This is a genomic window from Salipiger sp. PrR007 (assembly GCF_010499845.1).
Lineage (GTDB): Bacteria > Pseudomonadota > Alphaproteobacteria > Rhodobacterales > Rhodobacteraceae > Salipiger > Salipiger pacificus_A.
Genome location: NZ_JAAGOZ010000016.1, coordinates 74237 through 98195 on the forward strand (window position 1 = coordinate 74237; position 23959 = coordinate 98195).

At 66.3% G+C, this 23959-nt stretch carries 22 protein-coding genes; 8 read left to right on the forward strand and 14 right to left on the reverse strand.

The window, feature by feature from the left end:
- Positions 1-11 precede the first annotated feature (11 nt).
- Complete coding sequence (locus tag G0Q01_RS06725; protein ID WP_108965452.1) at positions 12-434, forward strand: PaaI family thioesterase; 423 nt, start codon at positions 12-14, stop codon at positions 432-434.
- A gap of 6 nt (positions 435-440) precedes the next feature.
- Here the strand turns inward: G0Q01_RS06725 and G0Q01_RS06730 are convergent, their stop codons facing one another.
- Positions 441-1493: an Ldh family oxidoreductase gene (locus G0Q01_RS06730; protein WP_164196456.1), complete on the reverse strand. Its 1053-nt coding sequence runs from the start codon at positions 1491-1493 to the stop codon at positions 441-443.
- Between the two features lie 256 nt (positions 1494-1749).
- Here G0Q01_RS06730 and G0Q01_RS06735 point away from each other — a divergent pair, with 256 nt between their 5' ends.
- From G0Q01_RS06735 to G0Q01_RS06750, 4 genes are all read left to right on the forward strand, one after another.
- On the forward strand, positions 1750-2280 hold the full coding sequence (locus G0Q01_RS06735) for a CoxG family protein (protein ID WP_164196455.1): 531 nt from the start codon (positions 1750-1752) through the stop codon (positions 2278-2280).
- 58 nt (positions 2281-2338) lie between these two features.
- Positions 2339-2824 (forward strand): (2Fe-2S)-binding protein, encoded by a 486-nt coding sequence (locus tag G0Q01_RS06740; RefSeq protein ID WP_108965457.1) that lies wholly within the window; start codon positions 2339-2341, stop codon positions 2822-2824.
- Between the two features lie 183 nt (positions 2825-3007).
- Positions 3008-5368, forward strand: a complete 2361-nt coding sequence (locus tag G0Q01_RS06745) for a xanthine dehydrogenase family protein molybdopterin-binding subunit (RefSeq protein WP_164196454.1) — start codon at positions 3008-3010, stop codon at positions 5366-5368.
- Positions 5369-5484: 116 nt separating this feature from the next.
- The gene (locus tag G0Q01_RS06750; RefSeq protein ID WP_164196453.1) at positions 5485-6270 is read left to right on the forward strand and encodes a xanthine dehydrogenase family protein subunit M; all 786 of its coding nucleotides are present in this window, start codon (positions 5485-5487) and stop codon (positions 6268-6270) included.
- 76 nt (positions 6271-6346) lie between these two features.
- Here G0Q01_RS06750 and G0Q01_RS06755 read toward each other — a convergent pair whose 3' ends face one another.
- The 12 genes from G0Q01_RS06755 to G0Q01_RS06810 all read right to left on the reverse strand — a co-directional run bounded on the left by G0Q01_RS06755 (position 6347) and on the right by G0Q01_RS06810 (position 20376).
- Positions 6347-7792, reverse strand: a complete 1446-nt coding sequence (locus G0Q01_RS06755) for a cobyric acid synthase (protein WP_164196452.1) — start codon at positions 7790-7792, stop codon at positions 6347-6349.
- Between the two features lie 111 nt (positions 7793-7903).
- Positions 7904-8521, reverse strand: coding sequence for a YitT family protein (locus tag G0Q01_RS06760; RefSeq protein WP_164196451.1), 618 nt, complete (start codon positions 8519-8521; stop codon positions 7904-7906).
- 150 nt (positions 8522-8671) lie between these two features.
- Complete coding sequence (locus G0Q01_RS06765) at positions 8672-9889, reverse strand: NADP-dependent isocitrate dehydrogenase (RefSeq protein WP_164196450.1); 1218 nt, start codon at positions 9887-9889, stop codon at positions 8672-8674.
- Positions 9890-10142: 253 nt separating this feature from the next.
- Positions 10143-11384 carry a multidrug effflux MFS transporter gene (locus G0Q01_RS06770; RefSeq protein ID WP_164196449.1) on the reverse strand — a complete coding sequence of 414 codons (1242 nt, stop codon included), beginning with the start codon at positions 11382-11384 and terminating at the stop codon, positions 10143-10145.
- A 210-nt stretch (positions 11385-11594) separates the two neighbouring features.
- A complete protein-coding gene (locus tag G0Q01_RS06775; protein ID WP_164196448.1) occupies positions 11595-12227 on the reverse strand; it encodes a DsbA family protein in 633 nt (210 codons plus the stop codon).
- Between the two features lie 214 nt (positions 12228-12441).
- Complete coding sequence (gene mmsB / locus G0Q01_RS06780) at positions 12442-13314, reverse strand: 3-hydroxyisobutyrate dehydrogenase (RefSeq protein ID WP_164196447.1); 873 nt, start codon at positions 13312-13314, stop codon at positions 12442-12444.
- Positions 13315-13355: 41 nt separating this feature from the next.
- Positions 13356-14387: an enoyl-CoA hydratase/isomerase family protein gene (locus G0Q01_RS06785; RefSeq protein ID WP_164196446.1), complete on the reverse strand. Its 1032-nt coding sequence runs from the start codon at positions 14385-14387 to the stop codon at positions 13356-13358.
- Positions 14384-15526: an acyl-CoA dehydrogenase family protein gene (locus G0Q01_RS06790; RefSeq protein ID WP_164196445.1), complete on the reverse strand. Its 1143-nt coding sequence runs from the start codon at positions 15524-15526 to the stop codon at positions 14384-14386. Before G0Q01_RS06790 ends, G0Q01_RS06785 begins: the two co-directional genes overlap by 4 nt.
- Before the next feature lie 178 nt (positions 15527-15704).
- On the reverse strand, positions 15705-16862 hold the full coding sequence (locus G0Q01_RS06795; RefSeq protein ID WP_164196444.1) for a glycosyltransferase: 1158 nt from the start codon (positions 16860-16862) through the stop codon (positions 15705-15707).
- 88 nt (positions 16863-16950) lie between these two features.
- Positions 16951-18393, reverse strand: a complete 1443-nt coding sequence (locus tag G0Q01_RS06800) for a TRAP transporter large permease subunit (protein ID WP_164213130.1) — start codon at positions 18391-18393, stop codon at positions 16951-16953.
- Position 18394: 1 nt separating this feature from the next.
- Entirely contained in the window at positions 18395-19183 is a 789-nt protein-coding gene (locus G0Q01_RS06805) for a TRAP transporter small permease subunit (protein ID WP_164196442.1), read from the reverse strand.
- A gap of 143 nt (positions 19184-19326) precedes the next feature.
- Positions 19327-20376 carry a TRAP transporter substrate-binding protein gene (locus tag G0Q01_RS06810; protein ID WP_193989018.1) on the reverse strand — a complete coding sequence of 350 codons (1050 nt, stop codon included), beginning with the start codon at positions 20374-20376 and terminating at the stop codon, positions 19327-19329.
- A 316-nt stretch (positions 20377-20692) separates the two neighbouring features.
- On the opposite strand from G0Q01_RS06810, the gene purM reads away from it, so the two are divergent.
- A complete protein-coding gene (gene purM / locus G0Q01_RS06815) occupies positions 20693-21739 on the forward strand; it encodes a phosphoribosylformylglycinamidine cyclo-ligase (protein WP_164196441.1) in 1047 nt (348 codons plus the stop codon).
- Positions 21736-22326 (forward strand): phosphoribosylglycinamide formyltransferase, encoded by a 591-nt coding sequence (purN, locus tag G0Q01_RS06820; RefSeq protein ID WP_164196440.1) that lies wholly within the window; start codon positions 21736-21738, stop codon positions 22324-22326. Before purM ends, purN begins: the two co-directional genes overlap by 4 nt.
- On the opposite strand, the gene G0Q01_RS06825 is transcribed toward purN, so the two are convergent.
- Positions 22323-22508, reverse strand: a complete 186-nt coding sequence (locus G0Q01_RS06825) for a hypothetical protein (protein WP_164196439.1) — start codon at positions 22506-22508, stop codon at positions 22323-22325. The genes purN and G0Q01_RS06825 overlap by 4 nt on opposite strands.
- Positions 22509-22793: 285 nt before the next feature.
- Here G0Q01_RS06825 and rnd point away from each other — a divergent pair, with 285 nt between their 5' ends.
- Entirely contained in the window at positions 22794-23951 is a 1158-nt protein-coding gene (rnd, locus tag G0Q01_RS06830; RefSeq protein WP_164196438.1) for a ribonuclease D, read from the forward strand.
- The last annotated feature ends 8 nt before the right edge of the window (positions 23952-23959 follow it).

A 23959-nucleotide genomic window follows, 5' to 3' on the forward strand; every position in this document is an offset into this window, starting at 1 on the left:
CGGGAGGTCGCATGGCGCTGCAGTTCACCATTCCGGAGATGACCGGGTTCCTGAGGGAGGTCTTTCCGCAGATCGAGGGCATGTTCGCCATCGACCGCATGGACGAGGAGATGCTCGTGATGCGGCTGATCGTGGACGAGCAGCACCTGCGGCCCGGCGGCACGGTCTCGGGGCCGTCGATGTTCGCTCTGGCGGATGTGGCGGCCTACGTGGCGACCATGGCGCGGATCGGGCGCGAGGCGCTCACGGTGACCACCCATTGCTCGATCGATTTCATGCGCAAGCCCGAGGCAGGGCGGGATCTGCTGGCCGAGGCGCGGGTGCTGAAGCTGGGTCGCAGCCTCAGCGTGACCGACGTGCTGCTCTACTCAGAGCACTCGGACGATCCGGTCGCCCACGCCTCGCTGACCTACGCCATTCCGCCGAGGCGCTGAGGCCTCTCAGCGCGGCTCGGGAAAGGCCAGACCGGCCTCCGCGGCGCAGGCGCGGATGCGGGTGAGCACCTCGTCGGGCAAGGCGATGCCGTCGCGGCGCGCCCTGTCGGCCGCGACCGCCGCGCGGTCGCCGGGGATGCGCACCGGGCGCGCCTCGTCGATCGGGCGGCTGGCGCGGCAGGCCTCGCTCAGATGTTCGACCTGTGCCACGAACGCCTCGCGACCGCCAAAGGCCGCGGGGTCCATCACCTGCAGGAAGACATTTGCTCCCCAGCGGGTCGGGGACTCGACCCGGCCATGGCCGGCGAGCGCCTGGGTCAGCATCTCGACCATCAGGCCCATGGCAAAGCCCTTGTGGCCATGATCCGCCCCGCCCACCGGCAGGATCGAGCCCTTTGGGGTCTGGTTGATGACCGTGGGGTCGGTGGTGGCGTGGCCGTCTCCGTCCAGCATCCAGGGGTGGGCGAACTCGGTGCCGGAATTGATGTGCTCACGCACCTTCGACAGCGTGGTGATCGAGGCGCAGGTGTCGATGAGCACCGGGTGGTCCTTGCCGGGATAGCCCACCGCCCAGGGGTTTGGGGTGAGCAGCGGCTCGCAGCCGCCGTAGGGGGCGACCCATTGGCCCGAGGGATCGGAGGTGGCGATATAGCACACGTAGCCCTTTTCGGCGGCGATCCGGGTCAGCGCCGAGAGGCAGCCGATGTGATGGCTGCGGCGGATCGCCATGGCGGCCATGCCGTACTCGGCGGCGCGCGTCATGCAGGTCTGCAGCGCTTGGGTCATCACCCAGTGGCCGGGCAGGTAGTTGCCGTCCCAGAGCAGGCAAACCCCTTTGTCGGAGAGCACCTCATGCGTGCCCTCCTTGGTCATCAGGTCCTTGGCCAGCTCGGGCAGGTAGTAGGAGACCATCGAGATGCCATGGGTGGTGACGCCGATCTCGTCAGTCTGGATCAGCAGTTCGGCGACGGTCTCGGCCTTGTCGGGCGGCAGGCCGGCGCCAGCCAGCAGGTCTCGGGCGAGGGCGAAGAGGGCGGTGCGGTCATAGGTCTGGGTCATAGGTGTCTTGTCGTGCGGGTCTGACGCAGCGTCAATCTCCCAATTGCGACCGGCACGATTTTTCTCGCGACTGCGGAGGCATGCCCGACCGGCGCCACCTCACACGGGGGTTGCGAAGTTGTGCAATCGGCGCGATCCTCCGCTCGGAACACGCAATGCCGCGACCGGGCATGGAGGGGGACCGGCTGCGCCTTTGGTCTGATGGGCGCGGCCTACCTTCCTGTTGGTCTGGGAGCCGCAAGAGAGGACATAGACCATGCAGATGAGCGATACCCGGGTGATCAAGGCCCCGCGCGAGGTGGTTTGGGCCGCGATCCTGAATCCCGAGGTGCTTAAGGCCTGCGTGCCCGGCTGCACAGAGCTGACCGGCACCCCCGAAGAGGGCTTCGAGGCGACAGTGGTCCAGAAAGTCGGCCCGGTGAAGGCCACCTTCAAGGGCACGGTGACCCTGTCGAATATGACCGAACCCGAGGCGGTGACCCTCACGGGCGAGGGCAAGGGCGGCGCCGCGGGCTTCGCCAAGGGCGGGGCGGACGTGTGCTTTGCCGAGGTCGATGAGGGCACCGAGCTCAGCTACGATGTCGACGCCAAGGTCGGCGGCAAGCTGGCGCAGCTCGGCAGCCGGATCATCGACGGCTTCGCCAAGAAGATGGCCGACCAGTTCTTCACCAACCTGCAGGACGCGGTCGAGGGCCCGAGCGACGCCGAGGCTGCGCCAGAGGCCGAAGGCGCGGCCGGTGAAGAGGGCAAGAAGAAAGGCTGGTTCAAGCGGATGGTCTCGGGCTGACGCCCGTGCCACAGTGCAACCAACCGAAAACCGATCAGTCATCCCAGGGAGGGAACGTATGACCAAGGTAACGATGACGGTGAACGGCAAAGCTGTCAGCAAGGAGGTCAGGGGCAACATGCTCATGACCGAGTTCCTGCGCGACGAGCTGCATCTGACCGGCACCCATGTCGGGTGTGACACCTCGCAATGCGGCGCCTGCAATATCCACGTCAACGGCGAGACCGTGAAGGGCTGCACCATATTCGCCGCCGAATGCGACGGCGCCGAGGTGGGCACCATCGAGGGGCAGGCCAATGCCGACGGCTCGCTGAATGTGATCCAGCAGGCCTTCCAGGACCACCACGGTCTGCAGTGCGGCTTCTGCACGCCGGGCATGGTGATGTCGGCGGCAACGCTGCTGAGGGATAATCCCAAGCCCACCGAGGCCGAGATCCGTCACTACCTCGAGGGCAACATCTGCCGCTGCACCGGCTACCACAACATCGTCAAGGCGATCATGGCGGCCAGCGGGCAGGACGTGAGCACCATCGCCGCCGAGTGAGCGCGGCGGTGCGGGCCCTGAGGTGGCCCGGCACATCCACGAAGATCTGCGAATGATCCGATGGCGGTTGGGAGGCCGCCCGCGGAACAGGGAGGACCGGCGGAGAGCGAATCCCGCCGGGTGGAGAGTTCGAGGCGGGCCGGGCGCGGCCCATGCCCGCCGGCATATCAGGGAGGAGACCCCATGCCGAAGGATCATGGCATCGGAGCGGCCCAGAAGCGGCGTGAAGACGTGCGCTTCCTGACCGGAGCCGGGAAATATACCGACGACATCAACGTCTACGGGCAGACCTACTGCCACTTCCTGCGCTCGGACGTGGCGCATGGCAAGATCACCAGCCTCGACACCAGCGCCGCCGAGGCGATGCCTGGCGTGGTGCGGATCTTCACCGGGAAGGATTTCGAGGGCATCGGCGGGCTGCCCTGCGGCTGGCAGGTGACCGACAAGAACGGCGATCCGATGAAGGAGCCGCCACATCCGGTGCTCGCGCAGGGCAAGGTCCGCCACGTCGGCGATCCGATCTGCGCGGTGATCGCCGAGACCCTCGACCAGGCCCGCGACGCCGCCGAGGCGATCGAGCTGGAAATCGAGGAACTGCCCGCCGTGGTCGACATGCGCGCGGCGCTCGAGAGCGGCTCGGCAAAGGTGCACGACGATCTGGCGGACAACCTCTGCTACGACTGGCAGTTTGGCTCGGACCAGGCGGCGGTGGATGCGGCCTTCGCCGAAGCCGCCCATGTGACGACGCTGGAGCTGGTGAACAACCGCCTCGTGGCCAACCCGATGGAGCCGCGCGTCGCGGTGGCCGAATACGCCCGCGCCAACGACGAGAGCACGCTCTACACCACGTCGCAGAACCCGCATGTGATCCGCCTGCTGATGGGCGCCTTCGTGCTGGGCATCCCCGAGCACAAGCTGCGGGTGGTCGCCCCCGACGTGGGGGGCGGCTTCGGCACCAAGATCTTCCATTATGCCGAGGAGGCCTTCGTCACCTTCGCCGCGCGGCAGATCAACCGGCCGGTCAAATGGACTGCGACCCGCTCCGAGGCGTTCATGTCCGACGCGCATGGCCGCGATCACGTCACCAAGATCGAGCTGGCGCTGGATGCCGAGAACAATTTCACAGGCATCCGCACCGACACGCTGGCCAACATGGGGGCGTACCTGTCGACCTTCGCCAGCTCGGTGCCGACTTGGCTGCACGGCACGCTGATGGCCGGCAACTACAAGACCCCGGCGATCCAGGTGAACGTGAAGGCGGTCTTCACCAACACCGTGCCGGTCGACGCCTATCGCGGCGCGGGCCGCCCCGAGGCGACCTTCCAGCTCGAGCGGCTGGTGGACAAGGCGGCGCGCGAACTGGGTGTCGATCCGATCAAGCTGCGGCGGCAGAACTTCATCGACAGCTTCCCCTATGCGACCCCGGTGGCGGTGGAATACGACACCGGCAACTACGTCGCGACCATGGACAAGATGGAAGAGATGATCGACATCCCCGGCTTCGCCGCGCGCCGTGCCGAGAGCGAGGCGAAGGGCAAGCTGCGGGGCCTTGGCGTGAACTGTTACATCGAGGCCTGCGGCATCGCGCCGTCAAACCTCGTAGGCCAACTCGGCGCGCGGGCAGGGCTCTATGACGCGGCGACGGTGCGGGTGAACGCCACCGGCTCGATCTCGGTCATGGTCGGCGCGCACAGCCACGGGCAAGGACATGAGACCGCCTTCCCGCAGGTGGTCGCCGACATGCTCGGCATCGACGAGAGCATGATCGACATCGTCCATGGCGATACGTCGAAAATTCCCTTTGGCATGGGCACTTACGGCTCGCGCAGCCTTGCGGTCTGCGGGTCGGCCATGGTCCGCGCCACAGAGAAGATCATCAACAAGGCCAAGAAGATCGCGGCTCATCTGATGGAGGCCTCGGAGGGCGACATTGAGCTCAAGGACGGCATGTTCACCGTCGCGGGCACCGACAAGTCGGTGGCCTGGGGCGATGTCACGCTGGCCGCCTACGTGCCGCACAACTACCCGCTCACCGAAATCGAGCCCGGGCTGGAAGAGACCGCCTTCTACGATCCGGCGAACTTCACCTATCCTGCCGGCGCCTATGCCTGCGAGGTGGAGGTCGACCCCGAGACCGGCAAGGTCACCATCGAGCGTTTTGCCGCCGCCGATGATTTCGGCAATGTGGTCAATCCGATGATCGTCGAGGGCCAGGTGCATGGCGGTCTCGCGCAGGGGATCGGACAGGCGCTCCTCGAGAACTGCGTCTACGACGCCGACGGCCAACTGCTGTCGGCCAGCTACATGGATTACGCCATGCCGCGGGCCGGCGACGTGCCGTTCTACATGGTGGACCACAGCTGCGCGACTCCCTGCACCCACAACCCGCTGGGGGTGAAAGGCTGCGGCGAGGCCGGGGCCATCGGCTCGCCGCCCGCGGTGGTAAACGCGGTGCTCGACGCGCTGAACCATGCGGGGCATGACGTAACGCATATCGACATGCCCGTTTCACCGCACCGAGTCTGGAAGGCGATGCAGGGATGACCCTTTGCCCCGGCGCAGGTGCTTGCATCTTGCGCTGGGGAGGGCGAGTATTCGACGAAATATGAAGGGGATGAGGGGCGCCGAACCGCCCCGGACCCTTCCGCAGGAGGACGACGATGTACAGCTTTGACGTTGTAAGACCCAAGAGCGTGGCGGATGCCGTGGCCGCGCTCGGAAAGGAAGAGGCTCAGGCGCTCGGGGGCGGGCAGACGCTGATCCCCTCGCTGAAGCAGCGGCTCGCGGCCCCCTCCGTTCTGGTGAGCCTTGCCGCCATAGACGAGATCAAGGGCGTGTCGCAAGAGGGCGGCACCGTGACGATCGGCGGCGGCACCACCCATGGCACCGTGGCACGCGAGGTGGCCTCGAGCTACCCGGCGCTGGCGGCCATGGCGGGCAATATCGGTGACCCTGCGGTGCGCAATCGTGGCACGGTCGGCGGCAGCCTTGCCAACAACGACCCGGCGGCCTGCTACCCGGCGGCGGCGCTGGCCTCGGGCGCGACGGTCGTGACCAGCAATCGCGAGATTGCGGCGGACGACTTCTTCGAGGGGCTGTTCACCACTGCCCTCGAGGAGGGAGAGATCATCACCGCGGTCAGGTTCCCGATCCCCGAGAAGGCTGCCTATATCAAGTTCGAGCAGCCTGCATCGCGCTTTGCGCTGGTGGGTGTGTTCGTCGCCAAGTTCGCGGATAGTGTGCGCGTGGCGGTAACCGGCGCCTCGGAAGACGGCGTGTTCCGCTGGACCGAGGCCGAGGCGGCGCTTTCGGGCGACTTCTCTGCCGCGGCGCTCGAGGGGCTTGCGGTGCCGGCCGACGGGCTGATGAACGACCTGCACGGCTCGGCGTCCTATCGTGCCCACCTGATCGGCGTGCTCACCAAGCGGGCCGTCGCGCAGGCGTAACCACGCGCGAGGATCACGTCAGGCGTCCTCCGGCAAGCCCGGGGGGCGGTTTCTCGGTATAACGGCGGCGCACTGGCTACCGCGCCAGCGCCAGCAGCCCCTCGACGTCAAGATGCGCGTCCATGTGCTCCGCCAGCGCGTCGAGCACGCCGTCGACCTTTGCCTCGTACCGGACATCGCTGCGCGCCACACCAAGACCTTCGAGCCAGGCGCTGCGGAAGGCGTCATCGGCGAAGAGCCCATGCAGGTAGCTGCCGCTGATCCGCCCGTCCTGCGAGATCGCGCCATCGGGGGATCCGTCGATGATGGCAAAGGGGCGGGTGCAATCAGGGCCCTCGGTGCGGCCAATGTGGATCTCGTATCCCTCCAGCGACAGGCCGCTGGCGGCATGACGCGCGCGCACACGGCTGAGGCGTTTGTCGGCGGTCATCACCGTGTCCACCTCCAGCAAGCCAAGGCCCGGATCGCTGCCTGCCGGCCCCTCGATGCCCTCGGGGTCCGAGATGCTGCGGCCAAGCATCTGGTAGCCGCCGCAGATCCCCAGCACATGCCCTCCGCGCCGCACATGCGCGGCAAGATCGACGTCCCAGCCCTGCGCCCGCAAGAAGGCGAGATCGCCGCGGGTCGACTTGCTGCCCGGCAGGATCACCAGGTCCGTGTCGCCGGGGATCACCTCGCCCGGGCCGATCATCGACAGGGAAACGCCCGGCTCCTGCGCCAGCGGGTCGAGGTCGTCAAAGTTGGCGATGCGCGAAAGCGCGAGACAGACCACCTTGAGTCCATGGTCACGCGACCGGCGCGGCAGGTCGAGCGCGTCCTCGGCAGGCAGGAGGTGGGCCTCGCGGAACCATGGCAGCACGCCGAATCCGCGCCATCGCGTGGTTTGTTCGATCAGGGCGTAGCCATCATCGAAAAGACGAGGATCGCCGCGGAACTTATTGATCAGGAAGCCTTTCACCAGCGCCGCATCCTCGGGGTCGACGACCGCCTGCGTGCCCACCACCTGCGCGATCACACCGCCGCGGTCGATGTCGCCGGCCAGCACCACGGGCACGTCCGCGGCCCGGGCAAAGCCCATGTTGGCGATGTCGCGGGCGCGCAGGTTGACCTCGGCGGGGCTGCCCGCGCCTTCGACCAGCACCAGATCATGCGCGGCCTTCAACCGCTCGAAACTCTCGAGCACGCCCGCCATGAGACGCTCGCGCAGCCCGCCGTAGTCACGCGCCTGCGTGGTGGCGATGCGCTTGCCCTGCAGGATCACCTGCGCACCCATGTCGGTTTCGGGCTTCAGCAGTACAGGGTTCATGTCGGTCACCGGCTCGATCCCGCAGGCCCGCGCCTGCAGCGCCTGCGCCCGGCCGATCTCGCCGCCATCCGCGGTGACTGCGGCGTTGTTCGACATGTTCTGCGGCTTGAAGGGCGCGACCTTGATCCCGCGGCGCAGCGCGGCGCGGCAGAGCCCCGCGACCAGCATCGACTTGCCGACGTTCGAGCCGGTGCCCTGCAACATCAAAGCGGGCATGGGTTGCCTCCGTCGCAGCGGGGAAGGTCAGTGAAAATCATGGTGCCTGCCGTCCTGTATCGGCACCTGTCATGCCATCGCGCCGGCCCGGGGACCAGCGGCAATGCGGGCTCAGGAGCGGGCGATGTAGCGGTCGCGTCGATGGTTTATCGCGATCAGCGCGTTGAGGATGACGGCCCCCAGCAACGACCAGAGGACCTGCATCGGCGCGAAGAAGAGGAAAGACGACGCAAAGACCAGCAGGTCGAAGCCGAGCTGGGTCCAGCCCGCCTTGATCCCCCGCGTGTCCTGCAACCAGAGCGCCACGATGCCGACGCCGCCCAGCGTCGCGCCGTGACGGAACAGCGAGAGCAGGCCGATCCCGGCGCAAACCCCGAAGAGCGCGGCGGCCAGCGGCGGCGCGACCTCGACGTGCAGGCCAAGCGGGAGCAGGTCCACCATGCTCGACATCAGCGCCACCGAGATGAAGCTCTTGACGGTGAACCGCCAGCCGAGCTGCTTGACCGCCAGGACGTAGAAGGGCGCGTTCAGGAGGAAGAACAGCAGGCCGAAGCGGATGCCCGTGGGCTCGCCCAAAACCAGTGCCAGGCCGGCGATCTGCCCGGTGAACAGTCCCGAAGCGCGCAGGAACTGGATCCCAAGGGCGACCAGCGTGGTGCCTACGAGGATGCCGTGGACGTCTTCCCACAGCGTATGGCGATCAGGAGGGGGGCTGTCGAGTAGGAGCATGGGGCAGAGATGCTGACCTTTATGCGTCAGGTCAAGAGGGCATTCGCTGCAGCGCAGCGTCATCGGCGCGCTGTGCCCGAAAAAGAGGCGGACGCAAAACGGGCCGATCCCTTAGGACCGGCCCGAAGTTCATGAACTTGCAAACCTGGTTCAGGCCGCGCCAAGCGCCTTGTTGAGGTTCTCGTCGACCTTCTCGAGGAAGCCCATGGTGGTGAGCCACTTTTGATCCGGTCCCACGAGCAGCGCGAGGTCCTTGGTCATCCCGCCCGATTCCACGGTCTGCACGACCACCTTCTCGAGCGTCTCTGCGAAGGTCATCAGCTGCGCGTTGGCATCGAGCTTGGCGCGGTGCTTGAGACCGCCGGTCCAGGCGAAGATCGACGCGATGGAGTTGGTCGAGGTCGCCTGGCCCGCCTGGTGCTGACGGTAGTGGCGGGTGACGGTGCCATGCGCCGCCTCGGCTTCGACGATCTTGCCATCGGGGGTCATCAACTGCGAGGTCATCAGCCCGAGCGAGCCGAAGCCCTGCGCCACGGTGTCCGACTGCACGTCGCCATCGTAGTTCTTGCAGGCCCAGACGAAGCCGCCGTTCCACTTCATGGCGCAGGCCACCATGTCGTCGATCAGCCGGTGCTCGTACCAGATCTTCTTCTTCTTGAACTCGGCCTCGAACTCCTCTTCGTAGACCTTCTGGAAGAGGTCCTTGAAGCGGCCGTCATAGGCCTTGAGGATGGTGTTCTTGGTCGACAGGTACACCGGCCAGCCCATCATCAGCCCGTAGTTGAACGAGGCGCGGGCGAAGTCGATGATCGAGCTGTCGAGGTTGTACATCGCTTGGTAAACGCCGGCGGAGGGAGCCTGGTAGACCTCCTTCTCGATCACCGTGCCATCCTCGCCGACGAATTTCATCGTCAGCGTCCCGGCGCCGGGGAAGGTGAAATCGGTGGCCTTGTACTGGTCGCCGAAGGCGTGGCGGCCGATGACGATGGGCCGCGTCCAGCCCGGCACCAGGCGCGGCACGTTGCGGCAGATGATCGGCTGGCGGAACACCACGCCGCCGAGGATGTTGCGGATCGTGCCATTGGGCGAGCGCCACATCTTCTTGAGGCCGAATTCCTCGACCCGCGCCTCGTCCGGGGTGATCGTGGCGCATTTCACCGCGACGCCGATCTCGCGCGTTTTCTCTGCCGCGTCGATGGTGATCTGGTCCTCGGTGCGGTCACGCTCCTCGATGCCGAGATCGTAGTAGAGCAGATCGACGTCGAGGTAGGGCAGGATAAGTTTCTTCTTGATGAAGTCCCAGATGATCCGGGTCATCTCGTCCCCGTCCATTTCGACGATGGGGTTCTCGACCTTGATCTTCGACATGGGTGTCCCTTTCGCTGGCTGAGTCGGCTGCGCCGCATGTAGCGCGTTTCCCGTGGCGGGGAAAGGTTTGTATGCAACCGTATACCGCGACGTCGCTCAATTCATCGTATTTCCGTCGTGCGTTGAGCGAGATCGAAAGCCATCGCCGCATATGCAGGCGTCATGAAACAGAAAGCTGAGAATTCACGACCGCGCTTCTGCTGGCCTTCGTGCTCTGTAACCACTTCGGCGCCGCACCCGAGGGGGCGCTGGCTCAGCTGTCCGCGCGTGCCTCGAGCCGCTTGAGCCGCAGCATCAGCAGGAAGGCCAGGCTGACCTCGACGAAGACACCACAGGCCAGCGGCAGCGGGGTGCCGTCGAACATCAACCCCACCGGCACAGCGAGCCCCACGGCAACCACCGTCGAGAGCGCCCCGAGCAGCGAAGAGGCGATACCCGCAATATGTCCTACCGGCTCCATCGCGATCGCATTCACATTGCCCATGGTCATCCCCATCATGAAAAACACCGAGACCTGCCAGACAAGGAAGACCGCAAAGCCGAGGGGGTCGGTGAGCCCGCTTGCGAAGATCAGCGTCGCGATTGCCGACAGGATGATCTGCATCAGCAGCACCGCGGTCACGATGCGCCGCATCCCCAAGCGCCCCACGAGCTTGGCGTTGATGAAGCTGGCCGAGGCCGAAAGCACCGCCGCCCCGCCAAACCAGAGCGGGAAATAGGCGCCCTGACCGTAGCTTATGTCATAGATCTGCTGCACCGAGGAGATCATCGAGAACATGCAGGCCGCCACCAGCGCCTGCACGCCAATCGACACCTGCACCACCGGGTGCGCCATCAATTCCCTGATCGCAGACCAGAGCGTACCGGCCCGAAACGGCCGGCGGCGCTCGCGCGGGAGCGTCTCCGGCAGGCGAACCGACATCCACAGGGCGATGATCGAGGCAAAGACAACGAAGGCGAGAAAGACCCCGCGCCAGCCGGCCACGGCGATGATCAGCGTCCCGATGCTCGGGGCGACGGCGGGAAACAGGGTGAAGACCATCATCACGAAGGACATGATCTGCGCCATGCCCCGCCCGGCGTAGACGTCGCGCACAATGGCCAGCGCCACGACCCGCGGCCCGGCAGCGCCGAGACCCTGAAGCATGCGCGCGGCCAGAACCAGCTCCAGCGTGTCCTCCCCGGCGGCAAGCAGGGCCGCGACGATATAGACGGCGATGCCGCCAAGGATGACCGGTTTGCGGCCAAACGTGTCGGACAGCGGCCCGGTGAACAGCGTGCCGATCCCCATGCCGAACACGAAACTTGTCACCACCAATTGCGCCCGGTTGAGATCGTCGGGCGTCAGTTCTTCACCGATCTGCGGCAGGGCGGGCAGCATCGCGTCGACGGAAAAGGCGATGGTCGCGAACATGGCCGCAAGCAAGGCGATGAATTCGAAGCGGCCAGGGCCCTTGGGTACGCTGGGCGCGGCTGCGGGGTCAGAAGAGGTCATGGTCAGCAAGGTCTCGACAGAAAACCCCCGCGGCCCCGGAGGACGCGAGGGATGGGGGAGGTGAGGGGCGTTTCAGTGTGACCTAGCGGCAAATGCAGGTCTGCGGAACCCGCCGCGTACCCCGAGCGCCGCACAGCGTAAGCGCGCCTCGCGCACAGGCCCAAACCGGGGGCGTAAACCTGAGCAGTCCGCGCTCGGCCGTGGGCCGGCTCATGCCTGGGCGCGGATTTCCTCGATCACCTTCAGCCAGAGCTCGGTGGGCTGAGCGCCAGGTACCGCGTGCTGACCGGCCACAACGAAGGTCGGCACCGCCTGCACGCCCATGCCGCGCGCCGAACTGTCCATCTCCTGGATCTCACGCCGGTCAGCGTCGGAGGCCAGCAGCCGCTGAACGACCGAGCCGTCCATGCCGGAGCTGTCGGCGACATCCGCCAGAACCTCGGCCTCGCCAATGTCACGCCCTTCGACGAAATAGGCCCGGAAAAGCGAGGAAACCACCGCGGTTTGCACGCCTTCGACTCCCGCCCAATGGATCAGCCGGTGCGCGTCCAGCGTCGAGGGCGTGGTCGCGATCTTGTCGAGGTGGATCTCGAGCCCGGCCTCCGCGGCCCGTTCAGCGATCGGCATATAGGCCTGCACCGCCCCCTCCTTGCCGCCGAATTTCGCCTCGAGATAGGCGCGGCGATCCATGCCACCGGCGGGCATCTCGGGATTCAGCATGAAGGGCCGCCAGCGGATGGTGAACGGGTGGTCCGGCTGCGCCAGCAGCGCGCGATCCAGAAGGCCCTTTCCAATGTAGCACCAGGGGCAGATCGGGTCAGAGAAGATATCGAGCGTGGTCATCAAAAGTCCGTCCTTTGCCGCCTCATAGCAGGCAGGACGCGGCTTGGCGACAGGCACCAGCCGAGAAATGTCGCATTTCGCATATCCCCGAAACACCGTGATCTCGCCCGGCCACCCCTCAAAACGCGCGCTTTGGCAGCGTCCTCTGGGCGCAAATTTTCCCCGGGGGAGTGGCCGCAGCTGGAGGGAGCAGCGCCCCCTCTGGCGCGGCGTCTCAGCCGCGCCCCCGGGCCTCGAACCGCGGCAGCATGGCCGAGAAGTCGCGGCCGCGCCCGTCCTCGTTTTCGACGAAGGCCCGGTAGAGCTCCAGCGCCCGCGCGCCCATGGGCGTGTCGGCATCCGCCGCCTCGGCCGCCTGCTGCGACAAGCCAAGGTCCTTGAGCATCAGTTCGGCGGCGAAACCGGGCTTGTAGCCATTGTCCGCGGGCGATTGCGGGCCAACCCCGGGGGCCGGGCAGTAGGCGTTCATCGACCAGCTGTAGCCCGAGGAGGTCGAGACCACGTCGAACATCGCCTCGCGCGACAGTCCCAGCTTGTCGGCCAGTGCAAAGGCTTCGCAAGTGGCGATCATCGTCACCCCGAGGATCATGTTGTTGCAGATCTTTGCCGCCTGTCCGTTGCCCGAGGGGCCGCAGTGCACGGCCTTCTGCCCCATGATGTCAAAGAGCGGCTTGGCGGTGGCAAAGGCCTCCTCCGAGCCGCCGACCATGAAGGTGAGCGTGCCCGCCGCCGCGCCGCCGATGCCGCCCGAGACGGGCGCGTCGAGGGCGCCCAGCCCGGCAGCCCGCGCCTGCTCTGCCACCGCGCGGGCGCTCTCCACGTCCACTGTCGAGCAATCGAGCAGCACCGCGCCCGGCGCCATCGCGGGCAGGATCTCCTCCGCGACGCTGCGAAGGATCGCGCCATTGGGCAGCATGGTGATCACCACCTCGGCACCCGAGGCCGCCTCTGCCGCCGAATTTGCCTGCACGGCGCCGGGGACAGACACCCCCGCCACGTCGAAGCCGGTCAATTCGTGGCCCGCCGCGATCAGGTTCGCGGCCATGGGCGCGCCCATGTTGCCGAGCCCGATGAAGCCGATTTTCATGTCTCTCTCCTCCAAAAACTCCGGTGCCCGATGCCCAAGGCTCAAAGCGCCAGCTCGTCCTCTCCCAGTGGTGCCAGCAGCGCCGCGACCCGCTCCTGTGGCACACCGTCCAGCGACAGGCTCCAGTGCGGCGTGCGATCCTTGTCGATCAGCTGCGCGCGCACCCCTTCGAGGAAATCGCCCTGCTGCATGATCCGATGCGCGACGCGGTACTCCTGCGCCAGCGCGGCCGTGATGTCCTCGGGCGCCGGGCCGAGCCGGTCCAGCATCGCCAGTGTCGTCGCCATCGAGAGCGGCGAATTGCGCCGAACCTGCTTGAGCGCCGCCTGCGCCAGATCGCTCTCGGACGAGGCCAGCGCCGCCTCGATCGCGGTCAGCTCGCCCGAGGCGTAAAGCGCGTCGATCTCGTCCTGCGCCTGCGCCATCGGGCTGGCCGGGGCAGGGCGCGCGACCTCCTCGAGCGCCGAGATCTCGCCGGTCTCGATCAGCCGCTCCTTGACCAGCGGCCAGCGCTCCTCGGGCACGAAGACGTCGGCAAAGTCCGCGTGGATCGCATCCCCGGGCCCCATGCGCGCGGCCGTCAGCGCCAGATGCGCGCCGAGCCTGCCCGGTGCCCGCGCCAGCAGGAACGAGCCGCCCACGTCCGGCACGAAGCCGATGCCGCATTCAGGCATGGCGACCTGCGCACTCTCGCCGACCACCCGGTGCGAACAATGCCCGCCGAGCCCGACACCGCCGCCCATGACGAATCCATGGAGGAAGGCGACGATGGGCTTGGGATAGGCGGCGAGCTTGGCGTTCATCCGGTATTCGTCGGACCAGAAGCGGCGGCCAAAATCCAGATCGCCGTCGAGCCCGCGCCGATACATCTCGGCGATGTCGCCGCCGGCGCAGAAGGCGCGCTCTCCTGTCGCGTCGAGGATCACCAGCGCCACCTCCGGGTCCTCGGCCCAGGCGTCGAGCGCCTTCTCGGCCTCGAGGCACATCTCCCAGCTGAGCGCGTTCAGCGCCTTTGGACGGGTGAGGGTGATATGGCCGGCGCGGCCGGTCTTGCGGGTCAGGATCTCGGTCATCGGCTTCCGATCAGGCTGCGCGCGGTGATCATGCGCATGATTTCATTGGTTCCCTCGAGGATCTGATGCACCCGCAGGTCGCGCACCAGCTTCTCGATCCCGTAATCCGCAAGGTAGCCGTAGCCGCCGTGCAACTGCAGGCACTGGTCGACCACCTTGGAGCCTGCCTCGGTGACGAACTTCTTGGCCATGGCGCAGAACTTGGTGGCGTCGGGCGCGCCGGTGTCGAGCTTCCAGGCCGCCTGCCGCAGGAAGACCCGCGCGGCCTGCAGCTCGATTTCCATATCGGCAAGGCGGAACTGCAGCGCTTGGAACTGGTCGATGCTGGTGCCGAAGGCCTTGCGCTCTGCCATGTAGCCCAGCGTCGCGTCCAGCGCCGCCTGCGCCGCGCCGAGCGAGCAGGCCGAGATATTGAGCCGCCCGCCGTCAAGCCCGGCCATGGCATAGCGAAATCCCTTGCCCTCCTCGCCGAGAAGGTTGCCGAGCGGCACCTCGCAGTCGTCGAACTGCACCTGCCGCGTCGGTTGGCTCTTCCAGCCCATCTTGTCCTCGAGCCCGCCGAAGCTGAGCCCGGGGGTGCCGTCCTCGACGAGGATCGCCGAGATGCCCTTGGGCCCATCCTCGCCGGTGCGGCACATGACCAGATAGGCGTCCGAATAGCCGCCGCCCGAGATGAAGGCCTTGGTGCCGGTCAGCCGGTAGCTGTCGTTGCTCTTCTCGGCCCTTGTGCGCAGCGCCGCGGCATCCGAACCCGATCCCGGCTCCGTCAGGCAGTAGGACAGCACCGTCTCCATGGTCAGCGCCCCCGGCAGCACCCGCGCCTTCAGCGCGTCGGAGCCATAGGCGTCGATCATCTTGGCGCACATGTTGTGGATCGACAGGAAGGCCGCCACCGAGGGGCAGGCCATGCTGAGCGCCTCGAAGACCAGCGTGGCGTCGAGCCGGGTCAGCCCCGCGCCGCCGCTTTCCTCGGATACGTAGAGCCCGCCAAAGCCCAGTTCCGCCAGCTTTGGCCACAGATCGCGCGGGATCGTGCCCGCCGCCTCCCAGTCGCGGGCAAAGGGCGCGATATGCTCCTGCCCGAAAGCCCTGGCCATATCGAAGATCGCCTGCTGCTCCTCGCTCGGTGCAAACTCCATGGGGCCTCCCTTTCCCGATGGTACCGGGGCCTCCCAACCCCGGAAATGAACGCTTGTTCAGAACATGGCGGGAATCGCGGCGCGATGCAAGCCGCCCGCCCACGCCACTTTGGCGCATCTTGTCCTGGCTCCGAATGTCCCGGGAGAGGGGCGCGCAGCGCTTCGGCACACGCCGCCGTCAGCCGGCCTCGCGCAGCGCCACCACCCGGCGGATCTCGTCCTCGACCTTGCGCAGCAGAACCGCGTTGTCGAACTTCGCCTCGGCGGTCGCCCGGGCGGCACGGGACATGGCGGCACGGTCGGGCAGGTCGAGCACCTTAGCGATGGCGCCGGCAAACCCGTCCTCATCCCATTCGGGCACGAGAAAGCCGGTCTCGCCCTCGGTCACCGCCTCGGGGATCCCTGCGTGCAGGGTCGAGACGGTGATGCAGCCCGCCGCAAGCGCCTCTTGGATGGCCGTGGGCAGACCCTCGGTGTTGCCGTTCTTGTCGGTGATCGAATGCTGCAGGAAGGTTTCCGTGGTCAGCAGGTGCGCACGCACGGCGTCATGCGGCAAGGCGCCGGTGAAAGTGACCTGACCCGCTATGCCGAGTTCGGCGGCCAGCGCCTTACAGGGCCCAAGCAGCGGCCCGTCCCCGATGAACGTCAGATGCGCCTCGCGGCCCTTCGCGGCGGTGGCAAAGGCGTGCAAAGTGATCTGCGGCGCCTTCTTTTCGACCATGCGGCCCACGGCAAGGCAGCTGCCCGGCAGCTTCTCGCCCGGGACGAAGCGACGCACGTCGACCCCCGAGGGCACGACGTGGGAATTGGGGTGGGTGACACCGTGCCTGGCGAGGTTGTCGAGCAGGAACTGCGAGACCGAGAACACGCCATCGAGCCGCGGCATCATCTTGCGGTAACTCTTGACCCTTTGCGGCGAGGTCAGCGCGCGCGAGGCATCGGTGCCACGGAAATAGGTGAAGACCGGCAGGTTCATCTCGTTGGCCAGCTTGGCCACCACCAGCGCCTGGGTGCCGAATTCGGCGAGGATGACTTCGACGCGCTGCTCGTGCAGCCATGCCATCAGCCGGGTGCGGTTGGCGCCGAAGGGCAGGCGGCCGGTGCCCTCGGTCAGCGAGTTCCAGCCCATCGCAACGGGGGCGATCACCTTATCCGAGAGCGACAGCTTGGCTCGGCGCTCGAACAGCGGCTTGTCGTAGGGGTTCTTGCCGTTGAACCGGCCGCAGAGCACCACCGTGTCGCCGCCGAAAATGTGCTCGATGTGGCGGTTGATAAAGGTCTCGCCCGGCACGTGGTAGTCGGAGGTGACGATGCAGGTCTTGAACTGGCGGCTCATGCGGGATCTCCCGGGGTCTTCTCGCCGCGCCTACATGCCTTTGATGGCCCCGCCGCGCAAGAGCGGCGGGGCCGGTGTCAGATGAGGGTCACTCGCCGTAGGCCATTGCCGGAAGCCAGGTGGTCAGCGCCGGGAACTCGAAGACGATGAAGAGACCCAGCAGCTGCAGCAGCACGAAGGGGATGATGCCCTTGTAGATGTGCCCGAGGTTCACGCCCGGCGGGCAGACGCCCTTGAGGTAGAAGAGCGCAAAGCCCACCGGTGGCGTCAGGAACGACGTCTGCAGGGTCACCGCTACGAGGATGGCGAACCAGACCACCTGCGGGTCGCGCACCTGGTCGAAGCCCGGCACCGCCAGCTCCAGTCCCTGGATGATCGGCAGCATCAGCGGCATGATGATGATGGTGATCTCGATCCAGTCGAGCAGGAAGCCGAGGCAGAAGACGATGAACAGGATAAAGGCGATCGTCAGGTAGGGGTTGTCGAAGGCCGAGAGCACCAGGTGCTGCACGATCTCGTCCCCGCCGTAGCGGCGCAGCACAAAGGCGAAGAAGTTCGCCGCCAGGAAGATGCCGGTGATGTAGCCCGCGGTGTTGAGCGTCGAGCGGGCCACCTCGCGGAACACTTTCCAGTCGAGCCTGCGGTTGATCAGCGCCAGCACCGTCGCGCCGAGCGCGCCGAGACCGGAGGCTTCGGTCGGGGTGGCGATGCCGACAAAGATCGAGCCAAGCACCAGCAGGATCAGCAGCATCGGGGGCACCACGGCGAGCAGCACCTCCTTCACCTCTTCCATGCCCACCTTGCCGGACTTCTCCGGCGCCGGCATCGAGGCGGGCGAGATAAAGCCGTAGATGACGATGAAGACGATATAGAGCGCGCCGAGGATGAGCCCCGGGAAGAGCGCCCCCATGAAGAGATCGCCGAGCGAGATCGCCAGCTGGTCCGACATGATGACCAGCATGATCGACGGCGGAATCAGGATCCCCAGAGTACCGGCGCTCGCGATTGTCCCCGTCGCGATGGGTTTCGAATAGTTCTGCGCCATCATCGCCGGCAGGGCCATCACACCGAGCAGCGTCACCGAGGCGCCGATCACGCCGGTCGAGGCCGCGAGGATGATGCCGATCAGCAGCACGGTGAGCGAGAGCCCCCCGCGCAGCGAGCCGAAGAGCTTCTGCATGGCGTGCATCATCCGCTGCGCCACGCCCGACTGGTCGAGCATAAGCCCCATGTAGATGAACATCGGCAGCGCCACGAGCACCGGGTTGTTGACGATGTTGCCAAACAGACGGCCCGAGAGCGCCAGCAGGCGGTTGTACTCGAGCCCGATACGGTCGAACTCGATGACGTCCTTGAACTCGGCACGGAACGGGTCGAGCAGGATCTGCGACAGGATGACAAAGATCAGGCTCACGCCGACCAGCGCCATGACGACGGGAATGCCGCGGAACAGCATCCAGATGAAGGTCAGGAACATCGCCGCGACGGCGATCTCGTTCAGCGTCAGGTATTGGCCGAGGACGTGCAGCATCTCAGCGCTCCTTCCGCGCGAGCAGACGCGCCACAACAATCACGATCAGCGTGGCAACAAGCGCCAGGGCGATGGTCTTCTTCATTTCCCACGGACCGAACTCGAGATCGTCGAAGATCGCCGCGCGGGTCGCGGTGCGCATGCTGTCCACCTCGGGATCGGTTGCCATCAGCCAGCCGACGCAGGCGTACCAGATGATGAGCTGGATGCCGAAGACGGTGGAGGGCAGCGCGAAGAGAAGCTGTTTCCACAGCGCCGGACGCGTCAGCTGCGACAGATGCCGCACGTAGGCCGACCAGATCGCCACCATGATGACAATGAAGCTGAGGTTCATCAGCGTCTTGAGGATCCACAGGTTGTGCAGCCCGTTGGGGCTCGACGAGCCCTCGTCGGCGGCGATCGAGGTCAGCGCGTAATCGAGCGTCACGTCCCAGCACAGCAGCACGAAGGGAAAGAACAGCCAGACCAGCGCGATGATGTCGATGACCAGCCGCTTCTTCTTGGCGAAGTTGTCGTAGAAAATGTCGACCCGCACGTGGCTGCCGGTGGTCACCGCATACGCGATGCCGATCAGCACGGCGACGCCGTAGAGCCACCATTGCAGGTCGTCGAGCCAGGCCTGGTTGTGGCCCATCTGGCGCAACACCACCTGGGCGCAGATGGCGACCATGAGAATGGGAAAGAGCCAGGCGACGAGATTGGACAGGTGCACGATGATCCTGTCGCCCCGGTTCTGGTCCTTGCGTCCGATCTCTCCGGGGTCGGAGATGGCGACCTTGAATTCCTCCACGGGCCTTGTCCTTTGTATTGCCTGCCATGTGGGACGTGCGTCGCGTTCGGAAGCCCATAGCGACGCGAAAACGGCGCGCCCCCGAAGGTTCTGGCGCGCCGCAGGGGGCCGGGCCCGAAGGCCCGGCGATCACGAGCCCTGTCTCAGTTCCAGGGACGCGGCAGGTAGATGTTGTTGAACCAGGTCTTGTAGCCCTCGCGGAACTCGCTGAGGTCGGCCCAGGCCTTGGCGAACATCTCGTCCTCGGCCTTCAGCTCTTCCACCACCTCGAGCCAGGCGGCTTCGAATTCCTTCAGCTGCTCGGGGGTCCAGTTCTTGATCGTCACGCCATGCTGCTCGACGTTCTCGACCATGGCCGGGAAGTTCTTGGCCTCGCCTTCGGCGAAGTTGTCGGTGAGGTTGGCCATGCAGGCGATCTCGATCTGCTTCTGGCTCTTCTCGTCGAGATCTTCCCAGCGGTCCTTGTTGATCAGCAGCTCGAACATGGTGGCGGGCTGGTGCCAGCCGGGGAAGTAGTTGTACTTGGCGATGTTGTAGAAGCCGAGGTTGGCATCGACGATCGGCATCGAGAATTCGGTCGCGTCGATCGCGCCGCGCTCCAGCGCCGGGAAGATGTCGCCCGCACCGAGCAGCGAGGTCGAGACACCAAGCTTCTGCATCACCTCGGCGCCGAGGCCGAAGAAGCGCATGTTCAGACCCTTGAGGTCGTCGAGCGAGTTGATCTCTTTCTTGAACCAACCCGAGGTCTCGGGCGCGTAGGAGCCGCAGAGCACCACGTGGACGTTGTATCCATTGGTGTCATACATCTCCTGGAAAAGATCCATGCCATCGTCATAGAGCATCCAGGCCAGCATCTCGCCCGGCTCGGGGCCGAAGGGCACGGCCGCGAAGAGGCCGGCGGCCGGCATCTTGCCCTGCCAGTAGCCCGAGGTCGAATAGGCGGCGTCCACCGAGCCGTTCGAGACGGCGTCGAGCATTTCCAGCGACGGCACCAGCTCGCCCGGATCGAAGTGTTCGAATTCCACGTCTTCAGAGATCGCGTTGATCTTCTCGACGAAGTTGACGGCAGCGGTGCCGAGGATCGGCAGGTTCTTAGAATAGCCCGAGGTCATCTCGAGCAGTTCCTGCGCCGAGGCGGCACCCGCGAATGCGAAAGCAGCGGCCGAAACGGCCGTGAAGGTCTTGTTGATCATGGTACTCCTCCCTGTGTCGGCACCCCCTCCCAAGGGCACCGCCGGCACTTTAGGCCTGTCCGAAACGCTATCGAAGCCTCACGGCGCTGTGAATACCCAGTTCTGCGTAGAGGTCGCGCAAGAATATTGCTGACGCTACGGCACTTAGGGAAGATTGCTGCAGAGCAGACCACCTTCTTGCCGCGCCCGCCAAGCCGCTGGCGCAGGGACGAATTTGCGGTTCTCGCCGCTTCCCCAGCCAAACCCCCGGTATGGGCGCTTTTCATCGCTGTCCGCCTGCGCTATTCCCGCGCGAAACGGGGTCTCGGAGGTTGGCATGACCGAAGGTAAGAACGGCATCACCTATGCGGATGCAGGCGTGGATATCGATGCGGGCAACGCGCTGGTGGAGCGGATCAAACCGGCTGCCAAGCGGACCAGCCGCAGCGGGACGATGTCGGGGCTGGGCGGCTTCGGCGCGCTCTTCGACCTCAAGGGCGCGGGCTACGAGGATCCCATCCTCGTCGCGGCGACCGACGGCGTGGGCACCAAGCTGCGCATCGCGATCGACACCGGCCACGTCGACGGCGTGGGCATCGACCTTGTCGCCATGTGCGTCAACGATCTGGTCTGTCAGGGCGCCGAGCCGCTGTTCTTCCTCGATTATTTCGCAACCGGCAAGCTCGACACCGACAGCGCCGCGCGGGTGATCGAGGGCATCGCCGAGGGCTGCGTGCGCTCGGGCTGCGCGCTCATCGGCGGCGAGACCGCCGAGATGCCGGGCATGTATCCGGCGGGCGACTTCGACCTCGCGGGCTTTGCCGTCGGTGCCATGGAGCGCGGCAGCGATCTGCCCAAGGACGTGGCCGCAGGCGACGTGCTTCTCGGCCTCGCCTCGGACGGGGTGCACTCGAACGGCTATTCGCTGGTCCGCAAGCTGGTCGAGGTCTCGGGCCTTGGCTGGGACGCCGACTGCCCCTGGTCCGAAGGCTCGCTGGGCGAAGTGCTGCTGACGCCGACGCGTCTTTACGTGAAGCAGGCACTGGCGGCGGTCCGCGCCGGCGGCGTGCACGCGCTGGCCCATATCACCGGCGGCGGCCTGACCGAGAACCTGCCGCGCGTGCTGCCCGAGGGCTGCGGCGCGACCATCGACCTGACCTCCTGGGCGCTTCCGCCGGTCTTCAAGTGGATGGCCGAGGTGGGCGGCATCGAGGAGCGTGAGATGCTCAAGACCTTCAACTGCGGCATCGGCATGATCCTGTCGGTCTCGGCGGATCGCGCCGAGGCGCTGAAGGCGCTGCTCGAGGCTGAGGGCGAGACCGTCTACACCCTCGGCACCGTGACCGAAGGGCAGGGCGTGACCTACGAGGGCGCGCTGAAGTGAAACGCGTCGCGATCTTCATCTCGGGCGGCGGCTCCAACATGGTGACGCTGGCCGAGAGCATGACCGGAGATCACCCGGCCCGCCCGGTTCTGGTACTGTCGAACAACGCAAATGCCGGCGGACTGAAGAAGGCCGAAGCGATGGGCATCCCCACCGCCGTCGTCGATCACCGCCCGTTCAAGGGCGACCGCCCGGGTTTCGAGGCGGCGCTGCAGGCCGAGCTCGAGAAGGCGCAGCCCGACATCCTCTGCCTTGCGGGGTTCATGCGTGTGCTGACCGCGGGATTTGTCGAGCCGTGGAAGGGGCGGATGCTGAACATCCACCCCTCGCTGCTGCCGAAGTATCGCGGCCTGCACACCCATGCGCGGGCGCTGGAGGCGGGCGATACCGAGCACGGCTGCACCGTGCATGAGGTCACGCCCGAGCTGGACGACGGTCCGCTGCTGGGCCAGGCGCGGGTGCCGGTGCTGGCGGGCGACACGCCCGACACGCTGGCTGCGCGTGTCCTCGAGATGGAGCACAAGCTTTACCCGGCGGTGCTGCGGCGCTTCGCTGCGGACGACAAGACCCCGGTGCTGCTGGCCTAGTGCGAACGCTGGTGGCCGGCCGAATTGCCGTGCCAGTCGAGCGTCGCGGCGCTGCGCTCGGGCGCAGTGAGCGCGGGCAGGCCGAGCAGAACGACTAACGCGAGCGCTGCGATTATGGCACCGAATCCGCCGCTGATCGCGGGGCGACGGGTGTAGCTGTAGGCAAGGTCGAGCGACGTCATGGGAGGGCTCCTTGGGGGTATGCCGAAGGGGGCGAGTTGAAGTCTTCTGGGCTGCCCTCAAGATAGGTGCTGCGCGTCCTTCGCGAAAACGAATGATTGTCGGGTAGATCATCACGAGGCGTGATGGATTTACCCTCAAGAGGGCGGCTCGGTGACCGGCTTGCAACCCGGCCAATGCGAAAATGCGGCTCGCGCGCGCTTTCCGGCGCTGCCGCTTTGAACTTCACGCGCCGAAGGTGTAGGAGGCGCGATAACCAAGAGAAACAAGAACGGCCCGGTGCACGAATGAAGACATTGACCAAGACCGAAGAGCTCGCGGAATTCTGCGCCGAAGCCGCCAGCGCGCCCTATGTGACCGTGGACACCGAGTTCCTGCGCGAGCGCACCTATTATTCCAAGCTCTGCCTGATCCAGTTGGCGATCCCCGGCAAGGGCGAGGAGAACGCGGTTCTGGTCGATCCTCTGGTTGACGGGCTGTCGCTCGAGCCGCTGATGGAGCTCTTCCGCAATACCGCCGTGGTCAAGGTCTTCCACGCCGCGCGTCAGGATCTCGAGATCTTCTTCGTCGATCATGGCGTCATTCCCGAGCCGCTCTTCGACACGCAGGTCGCGGCCATGGTCTGCGGCTTCGGCGAGCAGGTCGGCTACGAGACGCTGGTCAAGCGCATCGCCAAGCAGCAACTCGACAAGAGCTCGCGGTTCACCGACTGGTCGCGCCGCCCGCTGACCGAGGCACAGAAAAAATACGCGGTGGCGGATGTCACCCATCTGCGGGTGATTTACGAGTTCCTCGCCGCCAAGCTCGAGGAAACCGGTCGCGCGCATTGGGTGGGCGAAGAGCTGGCCACGCTGACCGATCCCGAAACCTATATCACCCGCCCCGACGAGGCCTGGCTCCGCGTGCGCACCCGCTCGTCGAGCCCGCGGTTCCTTGCCATCGTGCGGGCGTTGGCGGCCTTCCGCGAGGACTATGCGCAGTCGCGCAACATCCCCCGCAACCGGGTGTTCAAGGATGACGCGCTGGCCGAGCTGGCCTCGACCAAGCCGGTCACCATGGAAGACCTCGGCCGCTCGCGCCTGCTGCTGCGCGAGGCCCGCAAGGGACCGATCGCCGACGGCATCCTTGCCGCGGTCAAGGCAGGGCAGGAGGCCCCCAAGGATGACCTGCCCAAGGTCGACGACAGCCGTGACCAGCTACAGGTCAACCCGGCACTGGCCGACCTGCTGCGGGTGCTGCTCAAGGCCAAGACCGAAAGCTCGGGCGTTGCCTCGAAGCTGATCGCCCCGGCGGCAGAGCTCGACGCGATCGCTGCGGGTCAGCGCGACGTGAAGGCGCTCAGCGGCTGGCGCCGCGAGGTGTTCGGTGAAGATGCGCTGCGGCTCTGCGACGGCAAGATTGCCCTCGCCGCAAAGGGCAAGGCGGTCGAGGTCATCGAGATCTGAGACGCCTT

Bases quoted from the DNA above. Each gene is read 5' to 3' on its own strand.
- G0Q01_RS06725 (WP_108965452.1), top strand. From the start codon at position 12: ATGGCGCTGCAGTTCACCATTCCGGAGATGACCGGGTTCCTGAGGGAG.
- G0Q01_RS06730 (WP_164196456.1), bottom strand. From the start codon at position 1,493: ATGACCCAGACCTATGACCGCACCGCCCTCTTCGCCCTCGCCCGAGAC.
- G0Q01_RS06735 (WP_164196455.1), top strand. From the start codon at position 1,750: ATGCAGATGAGCGATACCCGGGTGATCAAGGCCCCGCGCGAGGTGGTT.
- G0Q01_RS06740 (WP_108965457.1), top strand. From the start codon at position 2,339: ATGACCAAGGTAACGATGACGGTGAACGGCAAAGCTGTCAGCAAGGAG.
- G0Q01_RS06745 (WP_164196454.1), top strand. From the start codon at position 3,008: ATGCCGAAGGATCATGGCATCGGAGCGGCCCAGAAGCGGCGTGAAGAC.
- G0Q01_RS06750 (WP_164196453.1), top strand. From the start codon at position 5,485: ATGTACAGCTTTGACGTTGTAAGACCCAAGAGCGTGGCGGATGCCGTG.
- G0Q01_RS06755 (WP_164196452.1), bottom strand. From the start codon at position 7,792: ATGCCCGCTTTGATGTTGCAGGGCACCGGCTCGAACGTCGGCAAGTCG.
- G0Q01_RS06760 (WP_164196451.1), bottom strand. From the start codon at position 8,521: ATGCTCCTACTCGACAGCCCCCCTCCTGATCGCCATACGCTGTGGGAA.
- G0Q01_RS06765 (WP_164196450.1), bottom strand. From the start codon at position 9,889: ATGTCGAAGATCAAGGTCGAGAACCCCATCGTCGAAATGGACGGGGAC.
- G0Q01_RS06770 (WP_164196449.1), bottom strand. From the start codon at position 11,384: ATGACCTCTTCTGACCCCGCAGCCGCGCCCAGCGTACCCAAGGGCCCT.
- G0Q01_RS06775 (WP_164196448.1), bottom strand. From the start codon at position 12,227: ATGACCACGCTCGATATCTTCTCTGACCCGATCTGCCCCTGGTGCTAC.
- mmsB (WP_164196447.1), bottom strand. From the start codon at position 13,314: ATGAAAATCGGCTTCATCGGGCTCGGCAACATGGGCGCGCCCATGGCC.
- G0Q01_RS06785 (WP_164196446.1), bottom strand. From the start codon at position 14,387: ATGACCGAGATCCTGACCCGCAAGACCGGCCGCGCCGGCCATATCACC.
- G0Q01_RS06790 (WP_164196445.1), bottom strand. From the start codon at position 15,526: ATGGAGTTTGCACCGAGCGAGGAGCAGCAGGCGATCTTCGATATGGCC.
- G0Q01_RS06795 (WP_164196444.1), bottom strand. From the start codon at position 16,862: ATGAGCCGCCAGTTCAAGACCTGCATCGTCACCTCCGACTACCACGTG.
- G0Q01_RS06800 (WP_164213130.1), bottom strand. From the start codon at position 18,393: ATGCTGCACGTCCTCGGCCAATACCTGACGCTGAACGAGATCGCCGTC.
- G0Q01_RS06810 (WP_193989018.1), bottom strand. From the start codon at position 20,376: ATGATCAACAAGACCTTCACGGCCGTTTCGGCCGCTGCTTTCGCATTC.
- purM (WP_164196441.1), top strand. From the start codon at position 20,693: ATGACCGAAGGTAAGAACGGCATCACCTATGCGGATGCAGGCGTGGAT.
- G0Q01_RS06825 (WP_164196439.1), bottom strand. From the start codon at position 22,508: ATGACGTCGCTCGACCTTGCCTACAGCTACACCCGTCGCCCCGCGATC.
- rnd (WP_164196438.1), top strand. From the start codon at position 22,794: ATGAAGACATTGACCAAGACCGAAGAGCTCGCGGAATTCTGCGCCGAA.